At 42.0% G+C, this 19172-nt stretch carries 15 protein-coding genes; 7 read left to right on the top strand and 8 right to left on the bottom strand.

The features are described from left to right. Positions 1-26: 26 nt before the first annotated feature. On the bottom strand, positions 27-2357 hold the full coding sequence (locus tag B5X76_RS16620) for a penicillin-binding protein 1A (RefSeq protein WP_079644843.1): 2331 nt from the start codon (positions 2355-2357) through the stop codon (positions 27-29). Positions 2358-2584: 227 nt separating this feature from the next. Here B5X76_RS16620 and rpoN point away from each other — a divergent pair, with 227 nt between their 5' ends. The 3 genes from rpoN (at position 2585) to B5X76_RS16605 (ending at position 6272) form a co-directional block, all read left to right on the top strand. Next, on the top strand, positions 2585-4045 hold the full coding sequence (gene rpoN, locus B5X76_RS16615; protein ID WP_079644842.1) for an RNA polymerase factor sigma-54: 1461 nt from the start codon (positions 2585-2587) through the stop codon (positions 4043-4045). Between the two features lie 134 nt (positions 4046-4179). Beyond that, a complete protein-coding gene (locus B5X76_RS16610) occupies positions 4180-5832 on the top strand; it encodes an ABC1 kinase family protein (protein WP_079644840.1) in 1653 nt (550 codons plus the stop codon). A 92-nt stretch (positions 5833-5924) separates the two neighbouring features. After that, entirely contained in the window at positions 5925-6272 is a 348-nt protein-coding gene (locus tag B5X76_RS16605) for a hypothetical protein (protein ID WP_079644838.1), read from the top strand. Positions 6273-6384: 112 nt separating this feature from the next. Here B5X76_RS16605 and B5X76_RS21765 read toward each other — a convergent pair whose 3' ends face one another. Next, entirely contained in the window at positions 6385-6573 is a 189-nt protein-coding gene (locus tag B5X76_RS21765) for a hypothetical protein (RefSeq protein ID WP_139375364.1), read from the bottom strand. Between the two features lie 60 nt (positions 6574-6633). Between B5X76_RS21765 and B5X76_RS16600 the strand changes: the two genes are divergently transcribed. Continuing rightward, entirely contained in the window at positions 6634-7893 is a 1260-nt protein-coding gene (locus B5X76_RS16600; protein ID WP_176141117.1) for a tetratricopeptide repeat protein, read from the top strand. 112 nt (positions 7894-8005) lie between these two features. Here the strand turns inward: B5X76_RS16600 and B5X76_RS16595 are convergent, their stop codons facing one another. After that, positions 8006-9355, bottom strand: coding sequence for an anaerobic C4-dicarboxylate transporter family protein (locus tag B5X76_RS16595; RefSeq protein ID WP_079644835.1), 1350 nt, complete (start codon positions 9353-9355; stop codon positions 8006-8008). Then, complete coding sequence (gene aspA / locus B5X76_RS16590; protein ID WP_079644929.1) at positions 9352-10761, bottom strand: aspartate ammonia-lyase; 1410 nt, start codon at positions 10759-10761, stop codon at positions 9352-9354. The genes B5X76_RS16595 and aspA overlap by 4 nt, the downstream gene beginning before the upstream one ends. A gap of 250 nt (positions 10762-11011) precedes the next feature. Between aspA and B5X76_RS16585 the strand changes: the two genes are divergently transcribed. The 3 genes from B5X76_RS16585 to B5X76_RS16575 all read left to right on the top strand — a co-directional run bounded on the left by B5X76_RS16585 (position 11012) and on the right by B5X76_RS16575 (position 14840). Further along, a complete protein-coding gene (locus tag B5X76_RS16585; protein WP_079644833.1) occupies positions 11012-12409 on the top strand; it encodes a DUF1800 domain-containing protein in 1398 nt (465 codons plus the stop codon). A 12-nt stretch (positions 12410-12421) separates the two neighbouring features. Continuing rightward, positions 12422-13615 (top strand): DUF1501 domain-containing protein, encoded by a 1194-nt coding sequence (locus B5X76_RS16580; RefSeq protein ID WP_079644831.1) that lies wholly within the window; start codon positions 12422-12424, stop codon positions 13613-13615. Between the two features lie 163 nt (positions 13616-13778). Continuing rightward, positions 13779-14840, top strand: a complete 1062-nt coding sequence (locus tag B5X76_RS16575) for an endonuclease/exonuclease/phosphatase family protein (RefSeq protein ID WP_217699678.1) — start codon at positions 13779-13781, stop codon at positions 14838-14840. 42 nt (positions 14841-14882) lie between these two features. Here the strand turns inward: B5X76_RS16575 and B5X76_RS16570 are convergent, their stop codons facing one another. From B5X76_RS16570 to pxpB, 4 genes are read right to left on the bottom strand one after another with little or no spacing between them, the layout of a single operon-like run. Beyond that, positions 14883-16055: an NRAMP family divalent metal transporter gene (locus B5X76_RS16570; RefSeq protein ID WP_079644828.1), complete on the bottom strand. Its 1173-nt coding sequence runs from the start codon at positions 16053-16055 to the stop codon at positions 14883-14885. Further along, the gene (locus tag B5X76_RS16565; RefSeq protein ID WP_079644826.1) at positions 16052-16810 is read right to left on the bottom strand and encodes a LamB/YcsF family protein; all 759 of its coding nucleotides are present in this window, start codon (positions 16808-16810) and stop codon (positions 16052-16054) included. The genes B5X76_RS16570 and B5X76_RS16565 overlap by 4 nt, the downstream gene beginning before the upstream one ends. Continuing rightward, on the bottom strand, positions 16800-17759 hold the full coding sequence (locus B5X76_RS16560; RefSeq protein WP_079644824.1) for a 5-oxoprolinase subunit C family protein: 960 nt from the start codon (positions 17757-17759) through the stop codon (positions 16800-16802). The genes B5X76_RS16565 and B5X76_RS16560 overlap by 11 nt, the downstream gene beginning before the upstream one ends. Continuing rightward, on the bottom strand, positions 17749-18435 hold the full coding sequence (pxpB, locus tag B5X76_RS16555) for a 5-oxoprolinase subunit PxpB (protein WP_079644823.1): 687 nt from the start codon (positions 18433-18435) through the stop codon (positions 17749-17751). The genes B5X76_RS16560 and pxpB overlap by 11 nt, the downstream gene beginning before the upstream one ends. Positions 18436-19172 lie beyond the last annotated feature (737 nt).

Raw genomic sequence — 19172 nt, 5'->3', positions numbered from 1 at the left:
TCACATTCAAATCACTATCTCGTCAATTAGTTGGTCGTTGCTTCAGCTGTTCCCGTTGGTCTCACCTCCTCCAGCTCTGGCAGTATCAGTTCTTCCGTATTGTCATTATCTGAGGTATCCGTACTATCACTAGGTTGCTCCACCCGAATACGTGGGCTCGGACACTTATAGTCTTTTTTAATCTCTACTGTAGATTCAGGAAATTTCCCAAATGTTACCCCCAATTCTGGATGCTTATACAATTCTTCCATGAACAAAGCATAAATCGGTAGTGCTGTTTTAGAACCTTCTCCCGTACCCGAATTCTTAAAATGTATACTTTGTTCATCACAGCCGACCCATACCCCCGCCACAAGATCCTTTGTCACTCCCATGTACCATCCATCTACATAATCCGATGAAGTACCCGTCTTTCCGCCGATTTCATTACCTTCTCTAAACAAGTCCCATTCCCACAATGCCTGTGAGGTTCCTCGAGGTTCTTCCACTGTGCCTCGAAGCATGTACGTCATCAACCAAGCATTCTCCGGATCGATGACCTGCTTTTGCTCTGATTTAAACGTAGCTATAGTATTACCATCTATGTCGACGATCTTAGACACTAATACCGGATCGGTCTTCTTTCCAGCATTCATAAAGGTGCCATAAGCACGAACCATCTCAAATACCGACACATCGTTTGAACCCAAGCCAACAGAAGGTACAGATTCCAACTTACTTTCTATACCACATTGATGCGCTACATCCACCACTTTGTCCCATCCCACAGCTTCGGTCACCTGTGCTGTGATTGTATTAAGTGATCTTGCCATCGCCCAACGTAGAGACATCTCTTGATGAGATACACTCCAATCGGCATTCTTAGGCTCCCAGACTTCATTCTCCCCCTTCTTATTGGTAAATTCTATCTTCACAGGCTTATCTGTAAATTTATCGCAAGGAGTCATTCCCGACTCCAAAGCAGCCATATAAGCAAACGGTTTGAATGTAGATCCCGCCTGACGCTTTGCTTGATTCACATGATCAAATTTATAGTAGTTATGATTGATACCACCCACCCATACTTTGATTTCACCATTATATGGATCCATTGCCATCATACCCGTATTCAACATCATCAAATAGTGTTTCAATGAATCCATTGTAGAGTAGTTCACCTTTTCCATTCCCTTCCAGGTAAACACTTCCATGTTCCTTTTTTCCTTCATCGCGATAAACACACTGTCCTCATTGTTGTTATACTTCTGCATTAATTCAGTGTATACGGGCAGTTTGCGTGCGTGATTTTCCAAAAAATCCGGAATAACGTTACCTTCCTTATCTCGCCATGGCTCGTCACTCCCCCACGTATTTTTCAATCGACGTTGCAGTTCTTCCATATGATCAGCTACCGCTTTTTCCGCGATCTTTTGCATCCTAGAATCAATAGTCGTGTAGATCTTTAGCCCAGCCTTATTGATGTCGATTTCATTATCCTGGCTCCATTTATCCAACCATCTTGCTACTGCCGAGCGGATATAAGAGTCATTACCATCAATAGAATCTTTATAGTTTAGATTCAAATTCAACGAATCCTTCGAAAAATCAGCTACCTGAGCCTGCGTCAGATACCCCCCTTTTTCCATCTGAACCAGCACCACATTACGACGTTGCATTGCATTTTTGGGATTACGGATCGGATTATAAATAGTCGTCCCCTTAAGCATCCCTACCAACAATGCGCTCTCATTAACATCCAGTTTACTCGGTTGTTTATTGAAGTATCGTAAGGAGGCAGATTTTATTCCGTAAGCATTATTACTGAAAGACACCGTATTCAAATACATGGTAATAATCTCGTTCTTGCTATACTTATTTTCCAACTTATATGCAGTCATCCATTCTTTGAACTTGGTCACCAATATATTTATCCCCGGTATCTTATTCAGATAACCCTGAGCGTGCGCATACCGTGTTTTGAAAAGATTTTTGGCCAATTGTTGAGTAATAGTACTAGCCCCTCTTGGATCACCTTTTAACGTAGACACCGCGCCCGAAACCAATCCCATAAAATCTACACCATTATGTTTATAAAAACGTATATCTTCTGTTGCGATCAAAGCATCCAGCACATGTTTAGAGATACTGTCAAAAGGAACTGGATCCCGGTCCTCTTCAAAATAACGTCCAATAAGTACCGAATCTGCCGTGTAAAGCTCGGATGCGACATTTAAAGTAGGCATCACAATATCCTTTTTTGTAGGCGAATAGCCAAATAGACCTAAAAAATTAAGTTGTACAGCACAGGTAAACAATATGATACTATAAAAACCAATAAGTACATATCGTAAAAATCTATTTTTAACACGTCTAAACATGCGGTAAATATGAATAAAATGTTTTGAAATCTGATATTTTACAAAACAAAAATAAACATAGGCACAATAAAATTAACGAAATTTAACAAACTCTAATAATCTATTGAAATACGATATTTTAACTACAATCTTATCCATTAAAATAAGCTCAAATACTTTAATAAAATGACATCCAATAACTAATATCGGTTTAAATCGTTATTTTTACCCGTGTAATTAACTTAGATATGCTAAAACAGACATTACAGCAAAAATTATTACAAAAACTTTCTCCACAGCAGATTCAGTTTATAAAACTATTGCAGGTGCCTACAGCATCATTAGATACCCGCATCAAAGAAGAGTTGGAAGAAAACCCTGCACTAGAGGATGGCAGTTTGGCCAATATGAACGATCCTGTAGAAGAGTACCCAGACAAAGATCCCGAAGAATACGAAAGCAGTGAAGATTCTTTTGACGACGAATTCAGCGTAGAAGACTATATACAAGAAGACGATTACAAAGACTATGGCAGTAATTACTCCAGCGATGATGAAGATGAACAAAAGGAAATCCCGATTGCCATCCAAGATTCCTTTTTCGAAAAGCTACAGAGTCAGCTCGATTTACTAGCCTTAAGCGATAAGCAATATCTAATTGGAAATCAAATAATAGGGAGTCTTGACGACGATGGATACTTAAGACGGCAAATCCCATCCCTTATCGACGATCTAGCCTTTTCTCAGAATGTGATGACCGAAGAATCGGAGGTCGAAGAGATGCTTCATGTCATCCAGTCCTTTGAACCCGCAGGTATCGGCGCGCGCGACTTACAAGAATGTCTTTTAATCCAACTCAAGAAAAAAGACCAGAATAATCCTATCGTTCGCCAAGCAATACGTGTAGTCCAAAACTACCTAGAGGAGTTTACAAAAAAACATTACGACAAGATCGAGAAACAGCTTGACGTAAACTCTGAGCAACTAAAAGATATTGTCAATGAGATTTTAAAGTTGAATCCCAAACCTGGAGATTCAGCAGCAGTAGCAGGCAAGCAGCTTCAGATCATCCCTGACTTCCACATCAGCAATGATGATGGCGTCTTACACCTTACTCTCAACGGCCGGAATGCCCCTGAACTACGCGTATCCCGCTCGTATCAAGACATGTTCGAGCATTACGAAAAGGCAGAAAAAGGTGACAAAAAGATGAAAGAAGCCGTACAATTCGTCAAACAAAAGATCGATTCGGCCAAATGGTTTATAGACGCTATTAAACAACGTCAACAAACCCTACTTAAGACTATGAATGCAATTATGGAGTTTCAATATGATTATTTCCTTACAGGCGATGATCGTATGCTCAAACCCATGATTTTAAAAGATATTGCCGAAGAGATCGAAATGGATATATCGACAGTCTCTCGCGTCGCCAATTCCAAATATGTACAGACAGAATTTGGCACATTTTTACTAAAGTCATTCTTTTCCGAAGCTATTCAGACAGATTCTGGTGAAGAAGTCTCCAATAAGGAAGTAAAGAAAATACTTGAAGAATGTATCGCAAATGAGGACAAGCGCAAACCCCTAGCAGACGAAAAGCTTACCGATATCTTAAAAGAAAAAGGCTATACTATTGCTCGAAGAACAGTAGCCAAATACCGTGAGGCTCTGAATATTCCGGTAGCTCGTCTACGTAAAGAACTGTAGTTCCGCGCTCGCCCCCATCTTACTTTCCTTCTGTATCTACAACAGAAGGAAAGTATCAAAACAATACATCCAAAACGCCGCTCCCCAAATAAAAACACTATCTTGTAGCTTATTATAACGATAAACCATAGTCTATGGAAAATCCTATAGTTAAGCAAAAGAACAAGCTAAAAAGAGCTGCCAAGCTTATCAGTATACTTGGAAAACACGGCTTTGAAGATCTCAAATCAAAGATCAGCAGCACTGGTAGTGATTCCAATGATTCTGCAGCGGTTGCCAACAAACAACCGTTCTTTTACGAACGGATCCGAAAGGTGCTTGAAGATCTCGGGCCGACCTATGTCAAGTTTGGCCAGGCTCTATCCACACGCGAAGACCTACTCCCCGGCGAACTCATTCATGAATTAAAGAAGCTTCAAGACAAAGTAGCTCCTGAGGACATCAATATCCATGATTGGCTAGAAAACGAGTTACAAACCGAAGTAGCTGATATTTTTCTACATGTTGACAAAGAGCCTTTTGCCTCGGCTTCAATCGCACAGGTATACAAAGCCACACTGATCAATGGTGATATCGTGATTCTTAAAGTCAAAAGAACTGCAATACGTGAAGTTGTCACGGCCGATCTTCACCTACTCAAAGATATAATCAACGTACTGATGAGCTATTATCCGCTCGTACGCGAGATCAATCTACCGCAGGTCTTTGAAGCCTTCGAAAAAAACATTATGGAAGAGCTTTCTTTTCTTAACGAACTCAAAAATATCCAGCAGTTTGCACGTAACTTTTCCGATGAGCGCCGTATAAAATGTATGCAGGTATATGCTCACCTATCTTCCGACAACCTATTATGTATTTCTTGGATTGATGGCGTACGTATTACAGATATTGATGCGCTACGGTTACAACAACTAGATACAGAATATATTGTAGACACTGGGCTTGACCTTTACCTCACTCAAGTATTGGAACATGGTTTCTTTCATGCAGACCCCCACCCGGGCAATCTCTTAGTTACTCCATCTGGCCAAATTGCTTTCATTGACTTAGGAGCCATGGCAAGACTACTCCCTAAAGATAAAGAACACCTAGAAAATTTCATTCTATACTTCATAAACAAAGATATTGATAACTTGATCCGTACCATCAAAAAGATGTCAATCCGTATCAATATCAAGAATGAAAAGATCCTTGAACGCGATCTCCAACAGATGTTTACGTTGATCGACTCACAGTCCTTGAAAGAACTCGATATTAAAGCCGTTTTTTCCAGGTTTTCGAACATCTTGAACCAAAATGACATTCTTATGCCCGACCATATTTATCTCCTGGTAAGAGGTATTGTGCTCATCGAGGGCATAGGCCGATCTCTTCTTCCCGATTTAAACATTATAGAAAAAGTCAAACCCTATGTTGCCAAAATTATGGCCAAACGACTATCTCCTCCTTATGTCATTGAAAATATACTGCAATCCCTACAGCAGTTGCAAGGTACGCTGACAGCAGCCCCTAAATCCATGACAGATTTACTCCATAAAGTTGAACAAGGCGAACTAAAAATACGACTGGATAGTCAAGATTTGGAAACATTTCAAAGACAACAGCGTAAAGACCACAGTGTCAACAGACATCTATATCTTGCCTGTGTTACATTCCTCGGGGCCTGCTTACTAGCCGATACCCAACAGGCCGCCATATTGGGCTTACCATGGATTACATGGACACTATTCATCCTAAGTTTTACTTTGTTGATCATTGGTTGGATTAGAAAATCAAAAACAGTGTAAATCACGCATTTTCCACTAGTTAGCTCGTCTATTTTTTTGTATTTTTATTTTATCTTGTTAGTTTTAACAAAGATTACCAATACCAATTAAATATGAAAAGCAATGTGTTATTTCTTATAGGTTTAGGTATATTCACCTATTCCTGTAATTCATCAGCGCCTATAGGCAATAAAGCAAAGTATGTGGGAGGTCTCACCCTAAGAGATTCGGTTTTTATGGCTGCTGAATCCGATTTGGATAAAGACAGTCTCAAATATTACTATTTTGGCTTAGCTGCGGCACCTTCTCGACTATTCAACCGCTTACGTGAGCATAACATTCTATTGATAAATAATATTGACGTACCCAACAAACATTATGCGGTATATAATCAATTCGCAGACTCCATTATTATATCACGCACCGGAAAAACCTTTCAGGAACTTTTTGACGAAAAATAGCTCCTGCTACTTTAATCAGTTGTCTATTTCAACAAAAAAATTGGTATAATAGAAATCAATTGAGAACGGAACGGCCAAGCTAGAATCCTCATCCAAGCTCCGCACCCCTTCATTACCATAGATTGATCCATAACAGCTTATCTTTACCATTATTCCAATTAAAAACATCTCCTCCAAAAGAAGGCGAAGAAGCCATAACGGCTTTCTCTACGGCCACCTCTCTATAAATAGATAGCTTGTTATCCTTAAAAAAACCAGACAATCTCTTTCTTCGCGATAAAAAATGTACTTTTGCATTCATTTTGCACAAGCCAAACAATTCAATTATTACATTTACACGCAATCTTTGCAGACGAAAGTTATGTTTACAAATTCTAAATTCATCTTCATATTAGCACAAGTATTCTTTTTTTCATCAACACTCTATGCCCAACAGATTGATCCCATTCAGTTACATGAAGAGATTTCAACCTTAAACGACAACAATCAAAATGAGAAGTCCATTCTTATCTTAGAGAAGATTATCAGCGACCCAAATTCCACAGCTTATGATCGCTTTCATGCCTATTTAGAGAAATCACTGACCTACAAGCAGCTCTATAATTACTCTGGCGCTTTAAAGAACTTGGAACTGGCCTCTCAGGAAATTAAAAATACCGACAAAGAAGAAGAATTGGACATCCGGATCATTATCGAGCGTATTCTCATTCATTTTGATCTTAAGAATGAAAAAGAATACCTAGAGCTTCTAAAACAAGTAAAATCCGAAAACCTTCATTATGTCAAAAAGGAGACCCGTGCATTCTACCAATGCATTCTTGGCCATCTCGAACTACGAAAAGGTAACTATACAGCGGCTGATCAACACTTTGACGCCTGCATACTTCTGTTAGAGCACGACACGCCCAAGCACTTGCCTATTATCTATAAAGTTAAAGTGGAGCTTTACAACAACATGGGACTAAAAAAGGAGGCTTTAGCGGCATTCCAAAAAGGTCTCGATTATGCAAACATGTATGATATCGACATCTATAAGATCATGATGTATGAAACCATCATCTACTATTATACCTCCAACAAAGAGTATGAAAAAGCCTATCTCGCACAGAAAACAGTCAGCGAAGCACGTCGTCAATATGATGCGGCCAATAGAAGTGGTAAACTTAACCTACTTGAAAAAGAGCTTTTACAACAACGCAATGATATAGAAATCGTAAATAGGAAAAACCTTATGGGGCTATTTTCCTGTATCATTCTACTTCTATGTGCTCTTATTTTTGTGCTTTTCAAACTTTATCACTCCAATAAGCACCGTCGAATCCTAATGGAGAAGGAAATGGAACAGATGCGTATCAGACTAGAACAGTATATAAGCACCACTTCCGAAGAAGTAAAAAACGATGTCAGCAAAAAAATAATAAATACACCATTAAAGCCTCGGCAAATTGAGATCATCGACCTCGTGAGACAAGGTAAGACCAACAAAGAAATTGGCACATTACTCTTCATCTCTGAAAACACCGTTAAGTATCATCTAAAAGCCATTTATGAAATATTAGATATCGACAAACGTTCGGCGTTACTTCAAGAACAAAGTGAGCTCGTTAGCGATAAAAATTGATCATGCATCGTCCAGTTTCTTGCAATGACCTTCTCCTTATTGTGGCCTGCAGCATATATTAAAACAGAAAGACCTTGAAGTATATTGGTCTTTCTGTTATAGCTTCTCCTCATTAAAGCAATATCCCCGTTAATACAAAACCGACCAGTATCGTGACAACGATGGCCACTATTCCAGGCAACATAAAGCTGTGATTGACAACAAACTTTCCTATTTTGGTAGTTCCCGTTCGATCAAAATCTATCGCTGCCAACAAAGTTGGATAACCCGGGAGCAGAAAGTCGCCATTTACCGCCGGAAACATCGCTAATAGATGCGGATTAGTTATCCCTAGCGCTACCCCCATAGGCATAATTGTACGTGTGGTCGCCGCCTGACTGAATGTCAAAGCTCCCATCAAAAATAGAGCAATTGCAAATGTCCACGGATGTGCAGAGACAATATCCTTAAAAGTATGTTCGATTACAGCCTCATTGGCCAGCATAAATGTAGCGCTCATCCACACGACTCCCAATATCGACACCACTGCTGTCGCCATCGATGTAAATAAGCTCATCTTAGCCACTTGCACCGTCGAAGTCTTAGTGACTACCATGATTATCGCCGATGCCGATAATGTAATAATCATAATCAACGCTGTAAGATTGATATGGCCGGTTGCATTTACGCTAAAGCTAGGAGGGCCTCCCACATGAGGCACCAGACTCGGAAAAGCCCCAAACATCACAATCAAGAAAATAGCAAGACCAAAGATAGCTACCGCCGTCTTGGCTCCAGGTCTCGGTTCGTAATGTACCCTCTTCCCTTCATCAACTTCCATCGGATCCATAGATCGAGCAAACTCCGGGTCTTTCATCTTTTCCAAGAATACCGGATCCTTATCCAGCTCTATTCCTTTCTTCCATACCGCCAATATACTGGCAAATATTCCACAGATAGCAGCTGGTATACAAATCATCATGATATGAACAGACGCAGACGAATATGCTAATATAGAAGCCAGCGATGCACTGGCTGCGCTCATAGGGCTTCCTGTAATAGCTAAATGCGATGCTATGACCGATACCGAAAGTGGTCTCTCTGGTCTCACCCGTTGTTTGGCAGCGACCTCCGATATAATAGGTAATAGCGAATACACGATATGAGCAGTACCAGCAAATAGACACAAAAAGTACGTCGTAAAAGGCGCTATAAGCGTTATTCGGCTCGGATTTTTACGGATTATATGTTCAGCTATACTGACTAGGTAATCCAGTCCGCCCGCAGCCTGCAAGGTGGCCGCTGTAGTCACTATAGCTAGAATAATCAGTAGCACGGCGATTGGCGGTTCAGCAGGAGTCATTCGGAACACAAATACAAAAATCAATAAGCCGACCATCCCCATCACCCCCAGTCCTATTCCTTTCATCCGGGATCCGATCAATATCATCCCCAGTAAGATTGCTAACTGTACAAAAATCATTGGGCGATAAATTTGGGATGGATTAGGTTTTCGATCGAATAGATTTCTTCCCACTTCGCCTGGCTGATTAGTTTCCGTTCGATCACCACGATCTCGTATATAGACTTGCCCGACGCAAGAGCCTCCTTAGCGATAGACGAACACTCTTCATACCCCAGTATAGGATTCAGTTGTGTCACGATACCTATACTCTGCATTACCATATTCTTGCTATGCTCTACATTTGCTGTAATCCCCACTACACACTTATCTTTAAGAGTTCGACATGCCTTGGTTAGGTATTGCAACGAAGTAAACAGCGCCATTCCCATTACTGGTTCCATCACATTGAGCTGCAGTTGCCCAGCCTCTGCTGCCATAGTCACCGTCAAATCTGCACCAATTACATAGTAGCAGGTCTGATTCATCAATTCAGGAATGACTGGATTCACTTTGCCTGGCATGATCGACGATCCCGGTTGCATAGCTGGCAGATTGATTTCATTAAGACCACATCGCGGCCCACTACTGAGGAGTCGCAGATCGTTACATATCTTACTTAGTTTTATCGCATTTCGTTTTAGCGTACCACTTAGTTGCACCAGTGCTCCAGTATCATAGGTCGCTTCGATTAGATCTGCCGCAAGCGTCACAGGAACCTGACTGATCTCTGCAAGATATTTGACACATAGCTGCGCATACCCTTCAGGAGCATTCACTCCGGTACCGATAGCCGTCGCCCCCATGTTTACCTCTGTGATCAAGAGAGAAGCCTCCCGGATACGCAGCACATCCTCGCCCAAAGTTGTCGCAAAAGCATTAAACTCTTGCCCCAAAGTCATCGGCACAGCATCCTGCAGTTGGGTACGCCCCATCTTCAATACCCCTTCAAATTCCTTTCCTTTATTATAAAAAGCTGCTTGTAGCTCCTCCAAAGCCTGCGAGAATGATGCTATCTTAAGATACACTGCTATTCGAAAAGCAGATGGATACGCATCATTGGTACTTTGCGATAGATTGACATCATTGTTTGGATGCAGGTATTGGTATTCTCCTTTTTGATGTCCTAAGTATTCCAGCCCCAAATTGGCGATCACTTCATTCGCATTCATATTGGTAGAGGTACCCGCTCCCCCCTGGATAAGGTCGCTCACAAACTGATCAGCAAACTCCCCTGCGATCAGGCGGTCACAGGCATAGGCTATTGCTTCAGCCTTCTTTGGGGCTAATATCCCCAAATCCTTATTGGCCAGAGCCGCTGCCTTTTTAACATAACCAAAAGCTTGAATAAATAAGGGCTCACTACCTATCGGTATACCCGTAATATCAAAATTCTCTTTGGCACGCATCGTCTGTAACCCATAGTAGCAGTCGTTGCTAATTTCCTTTTCCCCCAAGAAATCATGTTCAATTCTAAAAGTTGTCATCGTATTCTTTTTGTTTATATCGGTGCTATTTGGCTTTACCAATTGATTTCTATCAAACCTACATAAATTCGCCTTCACACGCAATACAATTACGTTCTATTTTAAAAGCTAATTATGTGGCTATCTTCATCTTTATATACCCAAAAACCAACCTTTGCCCCTCAACAATAAAAAAAAAGAACAGATTGAACCTTTTACTGTTATTTATATCTAAAGGAGCATAGACTATCTTACTTTAACAAGCCTTATCATGGATAAAAGTAACAATCTGCATCTACTATGGCGTTGTGGCTTCGGCCCTAACCTTTCTAACATTCAGAACATAGAACAATTAACAACCAGTCAATTGTGGCAAAACATTAGAAGCAATAGTTTATCAGGGCTTTCCGACATCACCCCTTCTAGTTCCTTCGTTCAGGATAATTACGATAAGAGTACGAGTACGGATCTAAGCAAGGAAGAAAAAGAGATATTGAATAGAAAGGTAAGACAACAAAGCGCCAAAGACATCAAAGAATTTAATAAGCAGTGGATACATTCTATGGTAAACAGTTCCAATCAACTGGGTGAAAAAATAAGCTTTTTCTGGCACCATCATTTTGCGATACGTCATCCCAATAGCTTTCTGCAACAGGATGCTATCAATAGCATCCGTAGACATGCCCTAGGGAATTTTCGCGACCTGTTAAGCGAAGTGAGCAAATCAGGAGCTATGGTGCTTTCACTAAATAATCAACAGAATCGAAAAAGCTCACCAAATGAGAATTTCGCACGCGAGATTCTGGAACTTTTCACCATGGGAATCGGCCACTACACAGAAAAAGATGTCAAGGAGGCTGCTCGAGCATTTACAGGATGGGGAGTCGCAAAAGATGGAAGATTTACATTCCACCGCAGATTCCATGACGATGGCACAAAGCAGGTACTTGGACAGGCAGGTCACTTTGATGGCGATGATATCCTTGACATCATCCTAGAACATCCCCAGACCTCCATTTTTATTGTTACTAAGATATACCGTTACTTCGTCAGTGAGACGGTCGATTTCCATAGAGTTGAAGCTCTGGCTACATCATTCCGCAAAGACTATAACATCCGACAGTTATTGGAGAATATATTTGACAGCGACTGGTTTTATGAACCGCAGCATAGAGCCAACAGGGTAAAATCTCCTATCGAACTGTTGGTGGGCATGCAACGATTATCCCCTATTGCCGAAATAGGAGAACAATTGCTTTATAGAACGCAAAAACAATTAGGTCAGGTTTTATTTAATCCACCTAGCATTGCAGGCTGGCCATCCGGAAAAAACTGGTTAGACAGCAGTACGCTGATGGTACGACTTCAGCTACCACAGATTATAGCAGGTGCGGTAACGGCCAATTTAAAGACAAAAAGTGACGATGACACCACTATGGGGCTATCCAATCCAGATGATTTAATACATATTGAAGATCGCGGTAGGATTATTTCCAATTCAGATTGGACCCCTTGGCTATCCCAGCATAGCGAATCGACGATCACGACATACATCTGCACCGCAGCGGTCAGTGCGGAGACCCTATCACTGCTGCAGCGTAAAAGCAATGGGGACAAAAACGAATATGTCCAAGCTCTAATGAACCTACCTGAATATCAACTTTGTTAAAACTAAAGCGTCATGTTAATCAAAAGAAGAACGTTTTTACAGACGACAGCACTAGCATCAGCAAGCTTATTCCTTCCTAAATTTTTGAATGCGATGGCTGGAACCACCTTACCCAATGGCAGGCATAAAGTATTGATCGTCATACAGCTGACCGGAGGCAATGATGGGTTAAACACCATTATACCTTATACCAATGACCTGTATTATAGCAGTCGACCAGAGATAGCCATCGGCAAAAAACAAGCTTTACGATTGGATGACGACGCCGGACTCAATCCCCATCTTCCTATACTGAAGACACTGCATGACGAGGGTTATCTAGCTGTGCTCAACAATGTTGGCTATCCCGAGCCCAACCGTTCACACTTTAGGAGTATGGATATCTGGCATACTGCCAGCAACTCGAACGAATACCTTTCCACAGGCTGGCTTGGCCGCTATCTGGATCGACAATGCCAAGACTGCGACCTCCCGACACAACTTGTTGAGACCGATGATATCTTAAGTCTCGCGCTGAAAGGAGTAAATTTTCAAGGTAGCACATTTCGAGATCCGAGAAAACTATATACAAAATCACAAGAACAGTTTTACAAAAACATTGGCCAAGCCCACCAGCATGAACACGAGATGGCCGGCTATCTGTACAAGATCCTAGGTGACACGATCAATAGCACCAACTATATCTTAGAAAAATCAAAAACCAACCCCAGCAAAGCAGACTACCCGTCCAGCACATTTGGCAATAACCTCAAAAATATAGCTTCATTGATCCGCAGCGATATCAATACCAGTGTATATTATGTTTCACTAGGAAGCTTTGATACCCATGTAAGACAAGTCGGTAGACAGACTGAACTGTTTAAAGAGCTAAATGCAGGGTTAGAAGTATTTATCAATGACTTAAAAAAATCGAACCGCTTCGAAGACACACTCATAATGACCTTCTCCGAGTTCGGCAGACGTGTAGCCCAAAATGCAAGCGCAGGAACAGATCACGGTACAGCAAACAATATGTTCTTCATCAGCGGCGCCCTACGGCAAAAGGGGATTATCAATCCCCTGCCCGACCTTTCCAACCTGAGTAGCGGCGATCTTCAATACACCGTAGATTTTAAAAATGTATATGCTACTATCTTGGACAAGTGGCTCAATAGCAGCGCACCCGATATATTAGGTAAAGATTTCAAAGCACTTGATTTTATTTAAAGCATTAATTAAAAAATATTTATTACCTCCATCCAATCGAAGCCTTCTCTGTCAGGGTTTTCCATCTCATCTATCAGCTCATTCTATTCTTAGTCCTTAAAAACCATTTATTCCGAAAACAATATATTTACCTTGGTTGTCTTAATTACACTAAAAGCTGTATATGATCACAACTATTATTTCTTGTCTTCTCATTATCCTCAGTATCTTACCATTCATTCAAAACCAACATTGGGTATTCCGCGTCCCTGAGTTTCTCAAACTTCAAATTCTAGTGCTTCAGGTCATTTCATTTTCAGCACTATTTTTCCTGACAAAAAGAGAGATATGGTTTTGGATAATACAATCTACGCAGCTAATACTTATAATCTATCATCTCTATATACTGGCTAGGTACACCAAATTCTGGCGGACACCTCAAGTTCAAAAATCGAAATCAGATTCGGATAAAATAAAGATTATAGCCTGCAATATATATCAATACAACAAAGATCATAATCGTTTTATCAATCTGATCAACAAAGAAGACCCCGACCTATTTTTAACGATGGAGAGTGACAGTAACTGGGAAAAGGCGCTTCGCGTACTCGAAAGCAACTATCCTAATTTTCAAAAAGTAACATTGGACAATACCTACGGGATGCATTTTTACACCCGACTAAAAGTAATCACAGCCAGTACTCACTATTTTATCGCCGATGACATCCCTAGCATAGAGGCCGAACTAGAAACCAAAGACGGTCACCGATTTATATTTTTCGGCGTACACCCACCGCCTCCTAGTCCCACAGAAGAAGAAAATTCAAAAGAGCGCGACGGGGACCTGCTGAGCGTTGCCAAAAGGGTACGCGATTATAAACTACCTGTAGTAGTCGTCGGAGACTTCAATAATGTCGCATGGGCTAAGAGTTCCATTCTATTCAGGAAGACCAGCGAACTCATCGATGCCCGTATTGGCAGAGGTGTACTCTCTACCTTCCATGCCAAATATTGGTTCTTTAGAGTACCATTGGATTTACTATTCCATAGTCCTAAGGTTTTCATTGACAAACTGAATATCCTTCCAGATATCGGCTCGGATCATTTTCCTGTGTCCTGTACATTTCATATAGATATACAGTCTTACGAACAGGAAGAACGTGTGGACGAATTGGATAACGGCGAGATGCAAGAAGTGAATACCCTAATTGAAGAAGGTAAAGAAGAAGAAAGTGATAACAGGTAGCTTAACAAAAGTTTCGATTAAAAAACACTGTATACCGAATCCTTACAACACATCAACCATTACCCGGATACTCATGTATGCCATCAAGACTACAATTGTAGCTCCAATTACCGTCAGCGCAAGTGGTTGCTTATAGGTTCCGACGATCGCCGGCTTATAAGCCGCAATAAGCATCACCGAGAGCGAAATAGGCAATATGATCCCATTCACAGCCCCAGCAATGATTAGCAGACTGACAGGTTTGCCCAGTGCAACAAATACAATGGTCGAGATCAGAATGAATCCGATAATAATCCAATTTTCATTTTTAGCAATCTTCGCGCTGAATGATTTGATGAATGACACAGAGGTATACGCAGATCCGATAATGGAAGTCACGGCAGCAGCAAACATCACCAAGCCAAATAGGCGATAGCCAAAGTCTCCAGCTGCCAGTTGGAATACCGAAGCAGTAGGATTACTATCATCAATTGATAAACCACGAGCTATGATACCCAAAGAAGCCAAAAACAAGCAGATTCGCACCAAAGAAGCAGCAGAGATTCCCATCACAGCGCTTCTGCTCACTTCGGGTAGCGCCTCTTGCCCCTTTACACCGGCATCAATCAACCGATGACCACCGGCAAAGGTTATATAGCCACCTACGGTACCTCCAACCAAGGTAATAATAGCGACAAAGTCGATCTCCAAGGGCATTACCGTTCTGAGCGCTGCCTCTGCTACCGGAGGGGCAGCAATAACCGTGATATATATAATAGCAAGAATCATAATGCCCGCCATCACTTGGGTAAAACGGTCCATTGCCTTTCCGATCTGCCGGTTTACAAATACCGCAATCGCCATAAATGCCGACAATACAGCGCCGGTAGTAACCGGTATACCGAACAATGCCTCCAAGCCTAAACCAGCTCCTGCGACATTCCCGATATTGAAGGCCAATCCCCCGAGGATAATCAACAGCGAGAGAAGTCCCCCTAACCCTGGTAAGAGCCTATTCGCAATATCCTGGGCGCGCATTTCAGAAACCGCTATAACGCGCCAAATATTTAACTGCACGCCAATATCTATCAGGATAGATACCAATATGACAAAACCAAAACTAGCACCCAACGATTTCGTAAAAACCGTAGTCTGTGTCAAAAAACCTGGGCCAATAGCTGATGTCGCCATTAGCAATGCTGCTCCAATGAGCGCAGAAGTGTTCTTTTGTCTCATCGGATTTCTATTCCTTCAGCCTTTAATTTTTCATTTATTTCCTTAGCGAAGAAGATCGCATCCGCATTGTCTCCATGCAAACAGATCGTATCCGCCTGGATACCGACTTCGGTACCCTGTAACGATTGTACTTTTCCAGTCTTCACCATGCCAATCACCTGTTCAACAGCCTGTTTATGATCCCGAATCACCGCATCTACATTCGATCGCGGAGTCAATGTGCCATCCTCCTGGTAAGTTCGATCTGCGAAGACCTCGCTGTACACCGTCAGCCCTTTATCCCTCCCCGCCTTGATCGACTCGGTACCTGATAACCCAAATAAAATCAAGCTAGAGTCCACATCATAGATCGCCTGTGCAATAGCTTCCGCCAACTCTCGCTTGCGTGCAGCCATGTTATAGAGTGCGCCATGCGGTTTGACATGCTTTATGGATGTCCCTAGTGCCTTCGCACAGGCTCCAAGCGCACCAATCTGATAAACCATCAATCCATATATCTCCCGTGCCGTAGTCTGTATCTCCCGTCGTCCAAACCCCTGCAGATCCTGAAACCCTGGATGTGCACCAATATGTATAGGATATCTGGTTGCCAATTGTATGGTATCCATCATGGTAGAAGGATCTCCTGCGTGAAAACCACAGGCAATATTCACGGAAGACACATACGGCAATATCGCCTTATCATTCCCCATTGTCCAGGGGCCAAAACTTTCGCCCATGTCACAGTTTAGATCTACGGTATATTTACTGGTCATACTTAAATGCTATAGCTCTTTTTAATTGATTTAATCGTTTATTCTGATCGGCCAGCAGTTCGTACGCCTCGGCCAATGTAATCAAGTCAAATTCGATTTGATCCAACGGAGCCATCTGTGCCAACAACGGTCGGTCTATTGCGGCCACCTGACCTATAACAGGATAGCCTCCAGTAGTGGGGTGGTCGGCCATCAGTACGATTGCATTTCCCTGAGGCGGCACCTGAATCGTACCAAAAGTCACCGCAGAAGAAAGTAACTCCTCCTGATCCTTGATATGCAGCGGACTGGATTCCAACCTGTATCCCATTCGATCCGATGCTTGACTTATCGTAAAAGGATTAGACAGAAAATCCAAAAGAGCACTGTGATCAAAGCGTTCGAACTGAGGTCCCGCCATTACCCGGATAGTCCGATTAGAAAGATCCGTATATAATGACAGATCCATAGACCACCGGACTTCAGATTGTCTTCCCACATAAGGACTACAAAACCCAATCTGATCTTGCTTTTTCAAGGCACGCCCCTTCCATCCACCTATCCTCCCTTTGATATAGGTAGATTTACTACCCAATACCTCAGGCACCTGTAGTCCACGATAAAAACAGATATAACTGCGACAGCCCGATTTAGGCTTTCCAAAAGAAAGAACTCCTCCCTCTGGTATGAATATAGGTTTCCACATCGCTACAGGCACACCCTCCACGGTTGGAGACAGATCGGCACCCGTGATACAGATCAGCTGTCCCCGCTCAAAATAAAGCGTAGGCCCCAGGCTGGTACATTCCATTCCTGCTTCTCCCTCCCGATTGCCCAACAGGATATTCCCCAGCTGAAGCGCCAAAGTATCCATCGCACCACAAACCGCCATTCCGTATCGCTGGAACCCAAACCTTCCAAAATCCTGTATGCTGGTCAGCAAACCTGCTTTAACCACCCTAATGCCCATAGTGATACTCCTTCAAATGATCAAATTCCTCCTTATCAATCGGCACAAAACGTACCCGATCCCCGGCCTCTAGAAAGGATGGTTTGTCGCGATCCCTATCAAATAATTGTAGCGGTGTGTGTCCGATTATCTGCCAGCCTCCGGGAGTCTCTATAGGATATACCCCCGTCTGCTCGCCCGCTATCCCCACCGCCCCCGCTTCGATCTTCAATCGAGGTACTTGTTTACGTGCAGTCGCGATCCGACTATCCATGCCTCCCAAATAAGGAAATCCGGGTACAAAACCCATCATATATACCAGATATTCTCTTTTGCTATGTATTTGGATTACCTCAGCTTCGCTCAGTCCATTTTGCTGAGCCACATATGACAAATCAGGGCCATTATAGTAGACAGGGATTTCCTTCTCCGAAATAGGGAACGACTCTAGATCAGGTGTACTTTCTAACAGGTTTTGTAAAGTTTCGAACAACTCTTCATACCCCACAATCAAGGGATCATAGTAAATCGTGATCGTTGTATAGGCAGAAACATATTCCAGGATACCTGGCTTACTGTAGGTGTCGAGCGCAGCAGCAACCCTCCGGACCTGCGCATTAACCGCTTCCGAAATATTGTCACCAAAAGACAGCACAATAGCCAAATCTCCCAATGGATAATGTTTCACAATTACCATAATTCACACGTTATAATCTACACAAAGATAATCAAATAATAAAGCTAATCATGTATTGATCAAGTACAAAATAATCGACTCCTAACCCAAATCCAGGCCATAAGCTAAGTCTGAAAAAAGCATAACATAAAGTATTACTTTATATACATTTAAACATTATATAAAAAACACAAACACACTGATTAATAATACAATTTTACTTTAACGAAATATCAAAAATAGGGTTATTACAAAATTCGCAATGCTAAAAACAGAGGATTTCCTTTCATTTTCTACGGTTCAAAGCCGCTCTCGCTATCTCTCCTTTATAATTAATCTAGGCCACTTCCTCGCACAGCATTCACCTCACCTAAGCGTATTGTATATCCCGTTGGACAGCGGACAGCTGCTGGCGTTGGCAAGAGATCATAGCAACTCCCTACCAAGGTAATGTCCCAACTATCTGGCTGCGGTCATTTCCAAAAGTAAATGTTATCGTCTTTTCGCCGTGCCCCGATTATCTTCGTCAAGCTCCTAGCATCGGTTTATCGAGAACAGTAGTGAGCTCGCAAGCTCGGTTTATAAACTATGTTGTCATCGCGAGGCTACGACCGCCGAAGGCAGATGTGTAGCAAACCGATCTATAAGCTATATATCGTAAAGCCATTTTTAAGATTACTTCGTCTCCACCTACTGGCTGGATCCTCGCAAAGACGAATTACACCTATCGCGTAATCTAGCTATGGTAATCTGTCATA

The sequence above is a fragment of the Sphingobacterium nematocida genome, from assembly GCF_900168125.1.
In the GTDB taxonomy this organism is placed as follows: domain Bacteria; phylum Bacteroidota; class Bacteroidia; order Sphingobacteriales; family Sphingobacteriaceae; genus Sphingobacterium; species Sphingobacterium nematocida.
The sequence above is the reverse complement of the archived record's forward strand: the minus strand, read 5'-3'. Positions and strand labels throughout refer to the sequence as shown.